Source organism: Micromonospora sp. NPDC050187 (assembly GCF_044459745.1).
Classification (GTDB): Bacteria; Actinomycetota; Actinomycetes; order Mycobacteriales; family Micromonosporaceae; genus Micromonospora.
Genome location: NZ_JBITJH010000003.1, coordinates 335,640 through 351,632 on the forward strand (window position 1 = coordinate 335,640; position 15,993 = coordinate 351,632).

At 71.9% G+C, this 15,993-nt stretch carries 15 protein-coding genes and 1 pseudogene; 5 read left to right on the forward strand and 11 right to left on the reverse strand.

The features are described from left to right. Positions 1-351: 351 nt before the first annotated feature. From ACIBJE_RS07330 to ACIBJE_RS07345, 4 genes and pseudogenes are all read right to left on the reverse strand, one after another. A pseudogene (locus ACIBJE_RS07330) lies at positions 352-660 on the reverse strand (transposase family protein); the annotation flags it as partial. A 457-nt stretch (positions 661-1,117) separates the two neighbouring features. Then, on the reverse strand, positions 1,118-1,591 hold the full coding sequence (locus tag ACIBJE_RS07335; RefSeq protein WP_396744290.1) for a hypothetical protein: 474 nt from the start codon (positions 1,589-1,591) through the stop codon (positions 1,118-1,120). Between the two features lie 68 nt (positions 1,592-1,659). Further along, entirely contained in the window at positions 1,660-2,052 is a 393-nt protein-coding gene (locus ACIBJE_RS07340) for a hypothetical protein (RefSeq protein ID WP_396744293.1), read from the reverse strand. Between the two features lie 123 nt (positions 2,053-2,175). Continuing rightward, a complete protein-coding gene (locus ACIBJE_RS07345; RefSeq protein ID WP_396744575.1) occupies positions 2,176-3,804 on the reverse strand; it encodes a hypothetical protein in 1,629 nt (542 codons plus the stop codon). Positions 3,805-3,849: 45 nt separating this feature from the next. Here ACIBJE_RS07345 and mptB (ACIBJE_RS07350) point away from each other — a divergent pair, with 45 nt between their 5' ends. After that, positions 3,850-5,250: a polyprenol phosphomannose-dependent alpha 1,6 mannosyltransferase MptB gene (gene mptB, locus ACIBJE_RS07350; RefSeq protein ID WP_396744296.1), complete on the forward strand. Its 1,401-nt coding sequence runs from the start codon at positions 3,850-3,852 to the stop codon at positions 5,248-5,250. 11 nt (positions 5,251-5,261) lie between these two features. Beyond that, on the forward strand, positions 5,262-6,761 hold the full coding sequence (mptB, locus tag ACIBJE_RS07355) for a polyprenol phosphomannose-dependent alpha 1,6 mannosyltransferase MptB (protein ID WP_396744299.1): 1,500 nt from the start codon (positions 5,262-5,264) through the stop codon (positions 6,759-6,761). 44 nt (positions 6,762-6,805) lie between these two features. Here the strand turns inward: mptB (ACIBJE_RS07355) and ACIBJE_RS07360 are convergent, their stop codons facing one another. Beyond that, complete coding sequence (locus ACIBJE_RS07360; protein ID WP_396744302.1) at positions 6,806-7,744, reverse strand: hypothetical protein; 939 nt, start codon at positions 7,742-7,744, stop codon at positions 6,806-6,808. Beyond that, complete coding sequence (locus tag ACIBJE_RS07365; RefSeq protein ID WP_145836355.1) at positions 7,741-8,103, reverse strand: PadR family transcriptional regulator; 363 nt, start codon at positions 8,101-8,103, stop codon at positions 7,741-7,743. Before ACIBJE_RS07365 ends, ACIBJE_RS07360 begins: the two co-directional genes overlap by 4 nt. A 164-nt stretch (positions 8,104-8,267) precedes the next feature. Between ACIBJE_RS07365 and ACIBJE_RS07370 the strand changes: the two genes are divergently transcribed. Continuing rightward, complete coding sequence (locus ACIBJE_RS07370) at positions 8,268-8,741, forward strand: sigma factor (protein ID WP_396744305.1); 474 nt, start codon at positions 8,268-8,270, stop codon at positions 8,739-8,741. Between the two features lie 128 nt (positions 8,742-8,869). Then, positions 8,870-9,553: a hypothetical protein gene (locus ACIBJE_RS07375; protein WP_396744308.1), complete on the forward strand. Its 684-nt coding sequence runs from the start codon at positions 8,870-8,872 to the stop codon at positions 9,551-9,553. A 69-nt stretch (positions 9,554-9,622) separates the two neighbouring features. Here ACIBJE_RS07375 and glnA read toward each other — a convergent pair whose 3' ends face one another. Continuing rightward, positions 9,623-11,047, reverse strand: a complete 1,425-nt coding sequence (gene glnA / locus ACIBJE_RS07380) for a type I glutamate--ammonia ligase (protein WP_396744311.1) — start codon at positions 11,045-11,047, stop codon at positions 9,623-9,625. A 259-nt stretch (positions 11,048-11,306) separates the two neighbouring features. Between glnA and ACIBJE_RS07385 the strand changes: the two genes are divergently transcribed. Continuing rightward, a complete protein-coding gene (locus tag ACIBJE_RS07385) occupies positions 11,307-11,702 on the forward strand; it encodes an RDD family protein (RefSeq protein WP_396744578.1) in 396 nt (131 codons plus the stop codon). Here the strand turns inward: ACIBJE_RS07385 and ACIBJE_RS07390 are convergent. The 4 genes from ACIBJE_RS07390 to ACIBJE_RS07405 form a co-directional block, all read right to left on the reverse strand. Further along, positions 11,699-13,036 carry a hypothetical protein gene (locus ACIBJE_RS07390; protein WP_396744313.1) on the reverse strand — a complete coding sequence of 446 codons (1,338 nt, stop codon included), beginning with the start codon at positions 13,034-13,036 and terminating at the stop codon, positions 11,699-11,701. The two genes, ACIBJE_RS07385 and ACIBJE_RS07390, sit on opposite strands and share 4 nt — an antisense overlap. Then, a complete protein-coding gene (locus ACIBJE_RS07395; RefSeq protein WP_396744315.1) occupies positions 13,033-13,575 on the reverse strand; it encodes a SigE family RNA polymerase sigma factor in 543 nt (180 codons plus the stop codon). The genes ACIBJE_RS07390 and ACIBJE_RS07395 overlap by 4 nt, the downstream gene beginning before the upstream one ends. Positions 13,576-13,653: 78 nt before the next feature. Next, the gene (locus tag ACIBJE_RS07400) at positions 13,654-14,343 is read right to left on the reverse strand and encodes a DUF4191 domain-containing protein (RefSeq protein WP_396744318.1); all 690 of its coding nucleotides are present in this window, start codon (positions 14,341-14,343) and stop codon (positions 13,654-13,656) included. Between the two features lie 64 nt (positions 14,344-14,407). Then, positions 14,408-15,898: an NAD(P)/FAD-dependent oxidoreductase gene (locus ACIBJE_RS07405; RefSeq protein ID WP_396744321.1), complete on the reverse strand. Its 1,491-nt coding sequence runs from the start codon at positions 15,896-15,898 to the stop codon at positions 14,408-14,410. Positions 15,899-15,993: the final 95 nt, after the last annotated feature.

Consider the following 15,993-nt stretch of genomic DNA (forward strand, 5'->3'; position numbering starts at 1 on the left):
CCACCTTTCTTGTTCACCCTTTTGTGTTGTTTTTTTTTTGGGGGGGGGGGGGGGGGGGGGGGGGGGGGGGGGGCCCCGCCGGCCCCCCCCCCCACCGGTCGTCCACACGATCGGCGTGGTCCTTTTTCTCCTGCGGCCTCGATTCAGACTGCTTGGCATGATGTGGGCGCCAGGGCTCGGATTGCGGCCTTCTGAAGGACGTCTCGTAACTCGGTGATGGCGTTGCCTGGCAACGGTGCTGGTGTCACCCAGCGAGGATGATGTTGTGGAGATGGGCGATGCCGGAAGCGGTGTCGACCAATGTGCTGGCGGCGCGCCGGTAGTCGCGCAGGATCTTGAAGCACTTCATGCGGGCGCCAGGGCGAGCAGGGGGCCGACGGTGTCGATGACCCGATGCGCGGCGGAGTGCGACACGCCGAACAGCGGGCCGATCTGCCGCATCGTTAGGTTCGTGCGCCAGTACGCGGCCACCAGCAACACCCGGTCGGCGAGGTCGAGAGACCACTGCCGGCCCGGCCGACCATCGACGATCGCGTCGCCACCACGCTCGGCGACCAGCCTGACCAGCCTGCGGAACTGGGCGGGCTGCAGCCCGGTGAAGGGGAAGATCCACTCTTGGCGGGCTGCCGAGATCACCTGCACCCCGACATGAGCCACCATGGACCGGCCACCGAGTTGCGAGACATCCCTTAGGGTGTGACTGCCATCGGCATCGATGCCGAGAGGTAACGGGGCGTCTCCAGCGACGGAAAGCCGTCAGTGCAGGGCCAGCCAAACAACCTCCGGAAACGTGGCTGCTTGAGCGTCCCAGTGTCGAGGTGGCGTGCCGGGACTCTTCCGGCGCCTACGCCGAAGCGGTCCGCCGTGCCATGGCATGGCGGCGCAGGCCGCGGGCCGCTGCGTGGCTGTTGGCACGGCCTTCGCCAAGGCCGTCCGCAAGGACGTCACCGGCACAGCTCGTGCCGGCCCGCAGCAGGAAGGGCCGCGTCGAAGTCGACCGCCCAACGCTGTCGTCCAGGCATCTGACCCGCTACCTCCTGACCGCACCCGAGGAGGTTCTCGCCGATGGTGGGCGGCCACAAAATCCGCACACGCACCGCGAGGGGTTTGACTCTGTTTAACAGTTGGCTTGGACATCGCGTTGGATGCCGCTCTGGTCACCGCGTTCAGCCCGTTTGATGTTGGCCCGGACTTCGTCTCGGCTGATGTCGTCCATCGCGACTGTGAATACTTGGAAACTTTCTATCCTTTTGATTTCGTTGAGGATCGTGGCAGCTTTCCTGGGGTTCGAGGAGTGTTCAAGCCACTCCTTTTCCCATTCGCAGAGCCATGCCAATTCCGCCTTCGTGGTGCCGACGCCAATCGCGTACCGGGCGTTATCCTCGGGTGATGGCATGAGTTCCGGCCACGTGCTGCGGGCGGGGAGGTCCAGGCGTTCCGTTGCCTTCCGGTATTCGTCGGAGTAGCCGGCGAAATCCTGGTACTTCGGTTGGCCGCCAGCGTCGGTGGGGTGGGCACAGGCGGACAGGAGGAGGACCATGGTGGTGGCGAGGGCCGCGATCCCGGCAGGTGCCTTGGCGCGTGCGGGCATGATGCCTTCCTTGGCGGCGTGGTCAGGCGGCAGGGGCTCCGAGTGGAGGCCCTGCCGCCTGCTGCGGATCAGTAGTAGAGGCTGCCCGACCAGAAGCGGTCGGTGTTGCTCACCGTGTTCCGGCCTTCCATGATGAAGCGCGTGTCGGCGAGGACGTCGGTAGCGATGGGGTACTCCACGTTCAGGGTGTTCATGTTGAACTTGGAGGCGAATACCTGGCCGTCGCTGCTGCGCTTGAGGCGGAGGTCGAGGCAGCATCCAGGCAGGTTGTTGAGTTCTAGACGAATGGTGATTCCCTGGGTTGTGACGGTGCGAACGTAATTCTCCGTCGTCCAGTTCGTGCCGTTCAGGGTTTGTGACACGGTGTTCCATTGGGCGGCTTGGGCGGTACCCGGCAGCAGGACGGCTACCGAGGTAGCTGCGGCGGCGGCCACTGCGATTCGACGTAGACTCTTCTTCACTCTTCCTCTTTCGTGGCATATTTGGATCGGTCCAAGTGACCATATGTTCATTCATCGAGAAGAGTCAAGAAGTATTACGGATTTCGACAAACATAAATGAAACGTTGCTAATGGGTGTTGTTGTCAGTGGCAGGTGGTCGAACGCATTGCGGGGGTCAGCGGGCGCGGAGTTCCGACCTGGTACAGGCCCGGCCGGGGAACGGTCACCGTGGTCCAGCCCCCGTCCGGGGCGGCGGTCGCGCCGCCGGTCACCGACAGCCAGGGGGAGTAACGGATTCGAACGGGCACCTCGCCGGCCGAGCACGCCCGGAACACGACAGTCGTGGCGGACAGGTCCAGCAGATCAGCGGGCGCGCCGACGAGCGGGGCCGGGTCGGTGACCGCGAACAGTCGCCACCGGGCGTCCGACCAGACCTCGGTCAGATACGGCAGCCCGCCCTCGACAAGCGCCGCCTCGGCTCGGCCCACCCAGGAGAGTTCCGTGTCCGGTACGGCGACGTACTGCACCGCGTTCTCCCCCAGCCAACGCCGATACCCCTCGGCGGTCAGCGGCACGCCCGTACCGACCGCCCCCGGCACCGTGGTGAAGAACAGCGGGTTACGGTCGATGTCGGCCTGCCGCAGCCAGCCCCGGGCCAGCAACACGTCGCTCAGGTGGGCGGCCTCCCAGTAGTCGCGGGTTGGGGGCACCTCCACCCGCCCGGTGAGCCCACGGCGGTCCAGTTCCGTGCGGAGCGGCTCGAAGAACGCCCGGTCACTGGTGGGGTGCCCAGCCCCGTGCAGGTCGGCGACCACCACCGGCGGCTGCCACCAGCAGACCAGCCCGAGCAGCCCGGCGAGCGCGCCCACACCAGCCGCCCGGGGGAGGTGCCGGCCCGTCCGGAGCGCTGCGGGCCAACGAGGCGAGCGGGCGGTCGCGGCCAGCACCGGTAGCGCGAACATCACCACCAGCCGGGTCGCGTTCAACCCGACCGGGGTGTGCACAAGGGCTGCCGTCAGTACCCCGGCAGCCGACAGCAGAGCGCCTACCCGCACCGGCCGGTACCCGGTCAGCGCCGCCACCAGCAGGCTGGTCACCACCGCGTGCACGGTGTCGGTGCGGCTGATGTTCATCCACCCGCCCTCACCGAACAGGAGCGCGGTGGCACCAAGAGGCACGGCGGCCGAGATTCCGAGCAGCAGACCGTCGGCATACCGACGGCTGATCAGCAACGCTGCCCCGGCCAAGCCGACGAAGAGCCCGGCCACCGGACTGGTCGCCGAGGCGAGCAGGGCGGCGAGCACCGCCAAGCCGGCCCGGACCTGGCGGTTGGGTCGGGTGATCTCCGTCGGGGGGACCAGGGCGAGGAGTGCGAGCAGGCCGAAGGCCACCCCGAGCGCGTACGTCACGCGACCGGAGACGAGGTTGCCGGCGATGCAGACCACCCCGACCAGGCTGCCCAGCAGCGGCCGGGGCACCCTGGTGCGCACCAGCAGCAGGCTGAACGCGGTCGCCGCCACGAGCAGCGCGAGCGCCCCGGTCACCCGGACGCCGAGAAGGGCCATCACCGGCGGAGAGACCAGGCTGTAGCCGAACGGGTGGATGCCGCCGTACCAGCGCAGGTCCACCAGGGCGGGGCCGTGAGCGGCGAAGAAGTCGGCCCGGGCCACCTGGGCGGAGAGGTCCGGGCCCATGGGGGGAGCCAGCAGCAGGGCCACCCCGAGGACGGCCGCGCAGACCGCACTCGACATCGTCACCCGGAACCCGCGCATCCCCACCTCCGTAACGGCGACCACCGTACTGGCAGCATGTCGGACGTGCCTCACCACCTCCTGCGTTGGACCGGCCTGCTGGGCTCGGTCATGCTCGCCGTCGCTGCCGTCCTCGGCGGGGCGCTCCCCTCCTCCCCGCTGCGCCCCACCCCGGTCAGCATCTGGCAGGGGCCGAACGGGCCCCAGGTGCTCGCGCTCTGGCTGGTCGGCACCGGGCTGCTGGCGTGGGCGTGGTGGTCGCTCCGCGACCGGGTCCCGTCGACCCGGTGGGCGCTGGTCACCATCGGGATCTGGCTGCTGCCGATGCTGGTCACCCCGCCGCTGGCCAGCCGGGACGCGTACGCGTACGCCTGCCAGGGCGCCAGTTACGCCGCCGGGATCAACCCGTACGAGCAGGGCGTCTCGGCGCTGCCCTGCCCGTGGCTGGACACCATCTCGTACATCTGGCGGGACACGCCGGCCCCGTACGGGCCGCTCTTCGTGGCGCTGGCCGGGGCGGTGGTGAAGACCGTCGGGACGCTGGAGGGCAGCGTCGTGCTGTTCCGGCTGCTCGCGGTGGTCGGGGTGGCGCTGATCGCATGGGCCCTGCCGGCTCTGGCGCGGCGCTGCGGGGTGGCCCCACAGCGGGCCCTCTGGCTGGTCCTGGCCTGCCCGCTGGTGCCGGTCCACCTCATCTCCGGCGCGCACAACGATGCGCTGATGGTGGGCCTGCTCGTCGCCGGACTGGCGGTGGTGGCCGCCCGGCCGGGCCGCCCGTTGCCGCTCCTCGGCGGCGGGCTGCTGCTCGGCCTGGCTGCCGCGATCAAGGTCACGGCACTGGTGGTGGTGCCGTTCGCGGCGCTGGCCGCGATCGTCGGGCCGTACCGGATCCGGGCCCTGGTCCGCGACGGCGGGTGGGTGGTCGGCGCGGCCGCGGCAACCCTGGTCGTGGTGACGTTCGCCGCCGGACTCGACTTCGGCTTCGTCGCCGGCCTGGAACAGGGCGGCCTGGCCATCGCCTGGACCTCGCCGCCCACCGCCGTCGGGCAGACCATCGGCCAGGTGACGGGGCTGTTCGGGGTGCACGTCGACGCGCTGCCGGTAACTCGGGCGATCGGCGTGGCGGTCCTCCTGGTGGTGCTGGTCTGGCTCTGGTGGCGGGCCCGGGACCGGGACCCGTACTGGCATGCCGGTCTGGCCCTGACTGCCACGGTGGCGCTCTCGCCGATCTTCCACCCCTGGTACTGGATCTGGCCGCTGGCGGTGCTCGCCGCTACCGCATACCAGGCTCGCTGGTTCCTGGTGGTCGCCCTGGTGTCAGCGTTTACGGTGCTGCCGGACGGCACCGGTCTACCCCGGTACACCAAGATGCCCGGTGCGCCCCTCATGACGCTGTTCGTGATAGTGGTGGCAGTCCGGTTGGTACGGTCGGCTCGGGCGGCCCGGGAACCGGTCCCCGCAGACTGAGGAGAGACACGGTGAGCGAGCCGGGCGCGGTCGGTCCGGCCCGGCCCGCCGTCGCCACGGTGGCCCGGTACGCCGGGCTCACCGGTGCGGTGTTGCTGAGCGTCGCCGGTTGGCTGGGCGGTGCCCGCACCGACGCCCCGATCACCACCCGGCTCGGCGCGGTCTGGGCCGCCCCGCACGGCCCGTGGGCCTTGGGCTGCTGGCTGGTCGGCACGCTGCTGCTGGTCGGTGCCTGGTGGTCGCTGCGGCGGGGCGCGCCGTCGGGGCGGTGGGCCCACGTCACCGCCGGGCTCTGGCTGCTGCCGCTGCTGGCCGCGCCGCCGCTGGGCAGCCGCGACGTCTACTCGTACGCCTGCCAGGGCTGGTCCTGGCTCCGGGGCGTCGACCCGTACCGGGTCGGGGTGGCAGCGGCGGGGTGCCCGTGGACGGAGGCGGTCTCGCCGATCTGGCGGGGCACCCCCGCCCCGTACGGGCCGGTCTTCGTGCTGCTCGCCGGGGCCGCCGCCGCGCTCGGGGGCTCCCTGCTCGGCACGGTCGCGCTGCTGCGGCTGGTCGCCGTGGCCGGGGTGCTCCTCGCCGCCGCCTGCCTGCCGGGGCTGGCCCGCGCCGCCGGGGTGCCCGCGCGGCGGGCGGTCTGGCTGGTGCTGGCCTGCCCACTGGTCGGCGTGCACCTGGTCGCCGGGGCACACAACGACGCGGTGATGGTCGGCCTGCTGCTGGCCGGGCTGCTGCTGGTGGTCCGGCATCCCGGGCAGCGGCCCCGCCTGCTGTTCGGCGGGGCGCTGCTCGGGCTGGCCGTGGCGGTGAAGGTCACCGCGTTGGTGGTGCTGCCGTTCGCGGCCCTGGCCGCGGTGGCGGGCATCGTCACCTTCCGGGCGCTGCTGCGCGACGGGCTCTGGGTGGTCGCCGGTGCGGTGGCCGCCCTGCTGGCCACCTCGGCGGCCTCCGGGCTCGGGTTCGGCTGGATCGGCGGGTTGACCCGCAGTGGCGACTCCGAGCAGTGGACGTCCCCACCGACCGCCGTGGGGTTCACCGTCGACTACGCCGGCCGGCTGCTCGGTTGGGATCCGAACGCGGTGCCGGTCACCCGGGCGGTCGCGGTGGCGCTGCTCGCGGTGCTGCTGGTCGTGCTCTGGTTCCACGCCTGGCGGAGCCTGCGCCGACTCAGCGGCGTCCGGCAGCGGGTGGCCCGGCTGGCCGCCGCCCGGCCCCGAGTGGCGCTCGCCGGCGCCGGACTGGCCCTGGCCGCCACGGTCGCCCTCGCCCCGGTCTTCCACCCCTGGTACGCGGTCTGGCCGTTGGCGGTGCTGGCGGTGGCCGCCACCCGGGCGACCTGGTTCCTGCTGCCCTGCGCGGTGGCGTCCTTCCTCACCCTGCCCGACGGCACCAACCTGGCCCGCTTCACCAAGGCCCCCGGCGCGATCCTGATGACCGCCCTGGTGCTCTGGCTGGCGGTGGCCGCCGTCCGGGGCCGGTGGCGGCAGACGGGAACTCCGGCTGCCGCCTCCTGACGAGCCGGGCTCTCCGGCTACCGCCTCCTGGCGAGGGTTTGCAGCTACCGCCTCGTGACGCGGCGGCGCAGCGCCACGGCGGAGGGCAGCGCGCCGACGCCCACCGCGCTGACCACTGCCGCCGTGCCGGCCAGCGTCGCCCAGGTGGGGTTGGGGGAGAGCGGGACGGCCCCGGCGATGGAGTGCAGGGTCAGCAGGCCCACCGGGCCGACCAGCGTCAGCGCGGCCCACAGACCCCGGCTGTCCCGGGCCAGGGCGAGACCGGCGGCGAGCAGGACCACGACGACCATGAGTCCGATGCCGACCGTCGACAGGAGGGTGACGGTGGCCCAGCCGTAGTAGCCCCACCCGTCGCTCAGCCCGGGGGCCAGGTGGTGCGTGGCGAGCGCCGTCGCCAGCCCGGCGAGGGCCGGCAACCAGCGGATTCCGATCGGCGGGTGGGCCGGCAGGGCGAGCGCCAGCAGGCCGAGCGCGACCTGGGGGACCAGCACGGACAGCGCCGGGCGGGGCAGCGCCGGCACCGCGCCCAGCGGCACCACGGCGACGGTGAGTAGGACGGCCCCGGCCACCGCGACGCGGGTCGGCCGGCCGGGGGCGAGACCGGCGACGACGGCGGCCAGCAGCCAGGCCACCCAGGCCAGCACCCCGACCGAGGCGAACGGACCGAAGCTCGGGTAGCCCAGGTCTGCGGGTGGCGGGTGCAGGTCCCGGACGAACCATCCGGTGGCCAGCACGGTCGCGGCGGTGAGGGCGAGCGTGGCGGCGAGCCGTACGCCGGGAAGCACGTCGGTGGCCCCGACGGCCCGTAACCGCTGGCGCAATCCGCCGCGTAGCAGGTCCACGGCGTCGGCCAGCGAGGGCCGTTCCTCGTCCGGACCGGCCAGGTCGAGGTACGTACCGACGATCTCGTCGCCGCGCGTGCGGCGGTACTCCGGCGGGTACGCGCGCAGCAGGCGACGGTAGCGGCGCTCCAGGTCGTTCATGCCAACCCTCCGGCGGTGCGGGGCGCGGTGGCCGGTCGGGCACCGCGCGCCCGCAGCCGGGCCGTGGCCGCCTCGACGTTGCGCCGGAGCCGTTCGGTCTCGGCGGCCAGTGTGCGCTCCCCGCTGGGGGAGAGCCGGTAGTAGCGGCGCAGCCGTCCGTCGACCTGCTCCTCCCGGTCGAGGTCGACCAGGCCGGTGTCGGTCAGTCGGTCCAGGGCGCCGTAGAGCGTTCCGGGGCGCAGCGACAGCCGACCGTCGGAGAGCGCGGCGACCTCGCGGATGATCGCGTAGCCGTGCAGCGGCCCGGCGGCCAACGCGGTGAGGATGAGGAACGTGGGTTCCCGCAGCGTCGTGTCCATCGCCGCAATATATCGGACGCGAAGATATGACGGGAGGCGTTATAACGGGGTGGCCCGGCTGGGCACCGCCCACCGTCGGCGGCGACGGTTTCCCTCCACGCCGGAAAGTCGGTCCCCTCCGCCGGGGCCGTCCAGGGCGTGGAGGGAGGCAGGAGGTGGCGTGGGTGGATGCCGATCGGCCGCCGTTCGAGGCGTACGTGCGGGCCCGCACCATGGCCCTGCCACGCATCGCCTACCTGCTCACCGGCGATCACCACCTGGCCGAGGACCTGGTACAGCAGACGTTCCTCAGCGTCGCCGGGCGATGGGAACGGCTGGTTGCCGAGGGCGACCCCGACGCGTACGTCCGCAAGGTCCTCTACCACCAGCACGTCTTCTGGTGGCGGCGGGCACGGCGGATCACGCACGTGTCGTTGACCGGCGTCGACCGACCGTGGCCTGCTGCTCTCCCCGGACGGGCGGTTCCTGGCCGACCGGCCGTGGCTGGAGGACGCACGCTGGCCGGACGGCGGCCGGGAGCAGACCGTGGTGGTCGACCTGTCCACCGGCGCGCTGGTCCAGTACGACGGAGGCGATCCGGTGCTCTGGTCCCCGGACGGGCGATCGATCCTCCAGTACGCGTCCGGCCCCGGCAGTGACCTGAGGGTGAACGGCGAGCTGCGACTACTCGACCTGCCACCGGTCGGGCGCACCCGCTGCCCGACGTTCCCGGCCTCAGGCGGGTGGGGACTTCGCAGCCTTCTCGCCGGACGGGGCGCGGATCGCGGTGGCGACCGAGGACGCCCTGTACGTCATCGACGTCGCCGGCAACTCGCTGCGGAAGTTGGCCGATCTCACCGGAGCCGACCGCCTCGCCGGGCGCGGGGCGTGGCTGCCCGACGGCGGACGGATCGCCGTCTACTCGGTAGACCGCTGTGCGGGCGACGCCGCCTGTGACGAGCGGAGCCTGCGGGACAGGCTGTTCCACCTCCGGTACGTCGACGCCGACGACGGGCAGCCGACCGACGGACCGAAGCTGGCTCCCGCGCGGGGGCTGGCCGCCCGGGTGCTGGGGTGGCAGCGCGACGGCGCGGCGGTGGTCGCCACCTACGAGCCGGAAGAGGGACTGGTCAAGGCGGCGAACGACCCGAACTGGTCGGACCTCGACTGGTGGGCCGTCGGGGGGGTCGAGCTGGCGGCCTTCCGCTCCGACGGAAGCCGGCACCGCCTGGTCGACCTGCCCGAGAGCGCGTTGTTCGTCGAGGTGCCGGCCGGTCTGCTCGACAGCTTCGGTGGGCCCGCGCCGTCGCGGATCGAGGGCGCCCTCCGCTGGCTCCTCGCCCTGTACTGGCCGCTGGGCCAGGTCGTCGAACTGCTGGTCGTGCTGGTGGCCGTGATCGGCGTGGTGGTGCGGTGGCGGCGACGGCGCCGCCTGCGGGCCCGACCGGCCACGCCGCCGTTCCCGTCGTGACGCGCCCCGGGGTACGGGGAAGCCCCCGGGAGCACTCCCGGGGGCTTCCACGACGAGTTGTCGACCGCGTCAGCAGTCGAAGTACATGGCGAACTCGTGCGGGGTCGGGCGCAGGCGCACCGGGTCGACCTCGTTGGCCCGCTTCCACTCCACCCAGGTGGAGATCAGGTCCGGGGTGAAGACCCCGCCGTCGAGCAGGTAGTCGTGGTCGGCCTCGAGCGCGTCGAGCACCTCGGGCAGCGAGCCCGGGACCTGCTTGACGTCGCCCCACTCCTCCGGCGGCAGGTCGTACAGGTCCTTGTCGATCGGCGCCGGCGGCTCGATCTTGCTCTTGATGCCGTCCAGGCCGGCCATCATCATCGCCGAGAAGGCGAGGTAGACGTTGGCCGACGGGTCCGGCACGCGGAACTCGACCCGCTTGGCCTTCGGGTTGTTGCCGGTGACCGGGATCCGGGTGCACGCGGAGCGGTTGCGCTGCGAGTAGACCAGGTTGACCGGCGCCTCGAAGCCCGGCACCAGCCGGCGGAACGAGTTGACCGTCGGGTTGGTGAAGGCCAGCAGCGACGGCGCGTGGTGCAGCAGACCGCCGATGTACCAGCGGGCGGTGTCCGACAGGCCGGCGTAGCCGGTCTCGTCGTGGAACAGCGGCTCGCCGTTCAGCCAGAGGCTCTGGTGGGTGTGCATGCCGGAGCCGTTGTCGCCGAAGAGCGGCTTCGGCATGAAGGTCGCGGTCTTGCCGTTGGCCCAGACCTCGTTCTTCACGATGTACTTGAAGAGCTGAAGCTGGTCGGCGGCGTGCAGCAGGGTGGAGAACCGGTAGTTGATCTCCGACTGGCCGGCGGTGCCCACCTCGTGGTGCGAGCGCTCCACGGTGAAGCCGGTGTCGACCAGCCGGCGCACGATGCTGTCCCGCAGGTCGGCGTAGTGGTCGACCGGCGGCACCGGGAAGTAGCCACCCTTGTACGGGGTCTTGTAGCCGCGGTTGCCACCGGCCTCCTCGCGGCCGCTGTTCCACGCGCCCTCGATCGAGTCGATGTAGTAGAACGACTGGTGCGCGGAGGTCTCGTGGCGGATCGAGTCGAAGATGTAGAACTCCGCCTCGGCGCCGAAGTACGCGGTGTCGGCGATGCCGCTCGCCGCCAGGTACGCCTCGGCCTTCTTCGCCACGTTACGCGGGTCCCGGGAGTACGCCTCCCGGGTGAACGGGTCGTGGATGAAGAAGTTCAGCGCGAGGGTCTTCTGCACGCGGAAGGGGTCGATGAAGGCGGTCGCGACGTCCGGGAGCAGGAGCATGTCCGACTCGTGGATCGCCTGGAAGCCCCGGATCGACGACCCGTCGAAGGCGAGGCCCTCGGTGAAGAAGGCGTCGTCCACGGACTCGACCGGCAGGTTGAAGTGCTGCATCACGCCGGGCAGGTCACAGAACCGTACGTCGACGAACTTCACGTCCTCGTTCTTGAGGTATCGCAGGAGTTCCTCGGGATTGGCGAACACACGTCCTCCTGGCACGTCCACGGGTGGCTGGCTGCTTGGCGACGCTATGGCCGGGGGGTTGCTCGGCCATGTCCTTGCTGTTTCTGCCGTGTTACGACCCGCCCTGGCTGCTCTTTTGTGCCGGTGAGGGTCGTCATGGCGCGCCGTCGAGCCGTCCCTGTCCCCCGTTCGGACGATACCCGCCCGGACCGTCCGGTAACGCCGATCGACGTCCCCGTCGCCCGGATCTCCGCCCCGACTAGCCTTGGTCGCTGTGAGCATGTCCCAACGCCCGGTGCCGCCCGCCACCGACCCCGACTTCACCCCGCCCGGTCTGGGCCGCCGCTTCGGCGCGCTGGTGATCGACTGGGTGCTCTGCCTGCTGGTGTCGAACTTCTTCGCCGACCCGCTGACCGACGGCTGGGCCCCGGTGCTGGTGCTGATCGTCGAGTACGCCTTCTTCCTCGGCCTCTTCACCCAGACCCCAGGCATGTACGTCACCCGGATCCGCTGCCTGTCCTGGGCCGACGGCGGCCGGGTCGGCATCCCCCACGCGCTGCTGCGCGGTGTGCTGCTCGCCCTGGTCGTGCCGGCCCTGATCATGGACGACAAGCGCCGGGGCGTCCACGACCGCCTGGCCGGCTCGGTGATCGCCCCGGCCCTCCGGTCGGCCTAGCCGAGCCGGACGGCGACCGTGCCCACCCGGGCCTGCGTCGCCCCGGCGGGCAGCACCGCCGCGTCCCGGCCGGCCGGTTGCCAGTCGCCGCGCCCGTCGGACCAGCTCAGCGTGGCTCCCGGCCGCGCGACCAGCCACCCCCGCCCGTCCGGGAGCCGGACGACCACCGGCAGGTAGGCCGCCGGATCCACCACCGGACCCACTACCGCCAGCGGAGCTTGACCGGGCCGGTGCAGGCGCACCAGGGTACGCACCTGATCGGTGCCGATCCGCAGGTCACCGGCGACGACCTCCGCACCGGCCGGGGTCCGGCCCACCGCGATCCAGTCCCGACCCAACGAGGGCGGGATCTGCGGTTCGAGCGCACCGAACGGGGCCGTCTCCGCCAGCGCCCGGCGACTTTCGGCGACGTCCGGCAGGTCGACCGCCCCCGCGCTGCCACCGAGCACGAGGTACACCGGCTGGGCGGCCGGATGGTCGGCGTCCGCCGGTCGGTGCCAATCCAGCCAGCCCCGCTCCGGCGTGCTCTCCTGGGGGTCGGTCAGGTTCCCGATGCCCAGGTACGCCCCGGCGCGCTGCCGGACCGCCACCGTCCAGCGGTCCCGTTGCGGCCCGAGGGTGATCAGCGCCACCCCGTCGATGAACTGCACCGACTGCCAGTCTTCGCGGGTCACCGCGCCGGCGGTGTACGTGCGGTTCAGCGAGAACTCCACCTCGATCCCCACGTCGAGCACCACCAGCGTCGACCGTTCCGGCCCGACCAGGAACGCCACGCTCTGCCAGCCGGTCCGGTCACCGGAGCCGTAGAAGTCGGCTCCCACCTTCTCCGGCCGGCCGTCGACGCCGGTGCCGACGAAGGTCACCAGCACCACCCGGTCACCGCCCGCCAGCCGCATCCGCTGGGCGACCACCGCCGCCCGCCCGGACATGGTCGACCCAGCCCAGGTGACGTGTGCCGGGCCGGCGGGATTCCGGGTGACCCCCAGCCCGCGCAACGGCGAGTCGTCCCGGGCCCGTTCGTGCAGATCGACCACCGCACGCAGGTAGTCGGGGTGGCCGGCGAGGTCGCCCCGGGTGGGGCCGTCCAACAGCCGTTCGCCGATGGCCGCCGCAGGCGTCGTGGTCACCGTGGGCGGTCGGCTCGCGTACCCGGCGGCGGAGAGGCCACCGGCCAGGAGCACGACCGCCAGCGCCCCGGCCAGCGCCCGGTGCCGGCGGACCCGGCGTCGACCGGCGCGGCGCGCCCGGTCCAGCAGGTCGGCGGGAGGACGGACCGCCCCGGCGGTCAGGGCCAGGGCCTGTCGTACGACCTCCCGGTCAGGGTCGTTCGTCATCGCGTACTCCTGATCATCGTCTGGGTGGAGAGGGGATCGGTGCCCGGCAGCGCGGCCCGCAGCTTGGCCAGCCCTCGTGCGGTGTGGCTCTTCACCGTGCCCACCGAGCAGCGCATGATGGCGGCGGTTTCGGCTTCGGATAGGTCGTCGAGGTACCGCAGTACGACGGCGGCACGTTGCCGGGGCGGCAGCGTGCGCAGCGCGGCGAGCACGAACTGCCGGACGACGACCTCCTCGGCGTGGTCGCCGGTCGCCGGCACCTCCAGGTCGGCCAGCGCCGCCTCCCGGCGGCGGCCACGCCACCGCCACCGGTCGACGGCCCGGTTGACCAGGATCCGGCGGGCGTACGCGTCCGGCGCGTCCCGGGCCCGCCGCCATCGGGCGTAGAGCCGCTCCAACACCTCCTGGAGCAGGTCCTCGGCGGCGTGCCGGTCGGTGGTCAGCAGGTACGCCGAGCGCAGCAGCGCGGGCGAGCGGGTCCGGACGAACTCGTCGAACGAGTCGGTGTCAGCCCGGGTGACAGCGTCGTGGTTCTCCATCACCGGTAATGACGACGGCGCCCCGCCGAGGGTTTACCTCGTGGCGGGGCGCCGTCGGTGGATCGGGCCGGGGCGGGCTCAGCGACCGCGCATCTGGCGGAACTGGCCCTTGCTGGGGCGCATGTTCTTGGGGATGGCGCCCTTCGGCAGCTGCGGACGGGCGGTGAGCGCCTTGAGTCGCTTGTCCAGCGAGTTGACGTCCTTGCCGCTGAGGTTGCGGGGCAGCCGCATCAGCGTCATGCGCAGCTTGCGGATCGGCAGCTCGCCCTCCTCGTTGCCGATCATGTAGTCGTAGAGCGGGGCGGTGCCGATCACCTTGGACAGCCGGCGCTTCTCCTGGCCGAGCAGGCCGCGCACCCGCTGCGGGTTGCCCTCGGCGAGCAGGATCACCCCCGGGCGACCGATGACCAGGTGCACCATGTCCATCTGGGTGGTGGAGCTGACCGCCGGGGTGACCCGCCAGTCACCGCGCATGTTCTCCATGATCGAGGCCGCCGCGCCGGGCTGCCCCTCGGCGGCGTTCATCATCGCCCGGTTGGACCGCAGGTTGAGCACGATCAGCACGGCGAGCAGGGTGAGCAGGATGCCCAGCGGCAGCCAGAGCCAGCCCCAGGCGATCACCGCGACCACGGTCAGCGCGAGCGGGATCAGCACCGCGCCGGTGACCAGCGGGGCGAACCACCGGTCCTGCTTGGCGGTGAACTTGAACACCATCCCGATCTGCTTCAGCCGCTGGCCGAACGAGACCTTCTCCTGGGGCTTCGCCATGGCGCAAAGTGTAGTGGTCGCCGCACGGGCCGATCACCACGGCCGGCAGCCCGCCCCGTACGGCTCAGTCGACGGGGCGGCGGGGGAGGACCGGCGCGGCCCGCCCGGTGCCGTGCTCACCGCTGCGGTGGCTGCCGTTCGCCTTCTCCTCGTGGTACTCCTCCTCGACGTTGACCGCCCAGATGTCGTGGCCGGCGTCGTCGAGGATGTTCTCCGCGGTGAGCATCGCGGTGAGCATGGAGTGGTCCTGGTTGTTGTAGCGGTGCATGCCGTTGCGTCCGACCGGGTGCACGTTCGGCACCGCCTCGGCCAGCCACTGGCGGATCGTGTCGACGGCCTGCTCGTACCCCTCGTCGTAGACCGGGTACGCCTTCGGCATCCGGACCACGTACCCGGTGCGGACCGCGCCCGGCGGGACCAGACCGAGCCGTTCCAGCTCGGCGGTGCCGAGTGCGACGAGATCCTCGTCGGTCGAGGTCCACAGGTCGTCACCGGCGTTGACGAAGTACTCCAGGCCCAGGCACGTCGTCCCGTCCTGCACCAGGTACGGCGACCAGGAGCCGAAGTTCTGGATCCGGCCGACCCGTACCCCCGGGGTGTGCACGTAGATCCAGTTGTCCGGGAAGCCGGCCTCGGCCGGCACCACCAGGGCCACGGTGAGGAAGTCCCGGTGGCGCAGCGCGTCGGCGGCGGCCCGCACCGGCTCCGGGGCCGGCGGGTCCATCGTCCGGACCAGGTCGGAGATCGGCATGCTGGAGACGACGTGGTCGACCTCGATCCGGCGCTGCCCCTCCGGGTCGGCGACGGTCACCGCGACCGCACGCCCGTCGGCCCGGTGCACCGTCCGTGCCCAGGTGTTCAGGGTGACCGTTCCGCCGGCCTTGGCGACCAGCTCGGCGCAGCGTTCCCACATCATGCCCGGTCCGTACTTCGGGTACTGGAACTCCTCGATCAGGCTGGTGATGTCCTTCTGGTTGCGCCGGGGCAGCAGCGCGTTGCGCACCGCGCCGGCCAGCGAGAGGTTCCGGATCCGCTGGGCGGCCCAGTCGGCCTGCAACTCGGTGGCCGGCATCCCCCAGACCTTCTCGGTGTACGTCTTGAAGAACATCCGGTACAGCCGGGTGCCGAAGCGGGCGGAGACCCACCCCTCGAAGTGGCTCTGGTCCCTCGGCGGTCGCACCCGGGTCCAGACGTACGACCCGACGCAGCGCACCGCCTCGACCACGCCCAGGTTGCCCAGGGCGTTGCCGGCGCGCAGCGGGTAGTCGAAGAGCCGGCCCCGGTAGTGGATCCGGCTCATCCGGGGCCGGAGCAGGAAGTCGCTGTCCGGCAGGATCTCGTGCCAGAACTCCTCGACCCGGAGCACCTTGGTGAAGAACCGGTGCCCGCCGATGTCGAACCGCCAGCCGTCGCGCTCCACGGTGCGACTGATCCCACCCACCACGTCGTCGGCCTCGAAGACCTCCACCGGCGCGTTGCGCCGGGTCAGCTCGTAGGCGGCGGTGAGGCCGGCGGGACCGGCTCCGATGACGACGGTGTGCGGCGGCGTGGCCATGAGATAAATTCATCACCTTCGACGTGCGTCGGCAACCGTCAAATCGAAGGGTGGGACGGCGCGGCCGCGGACGGGACGCGCGGAATCTAGCACGC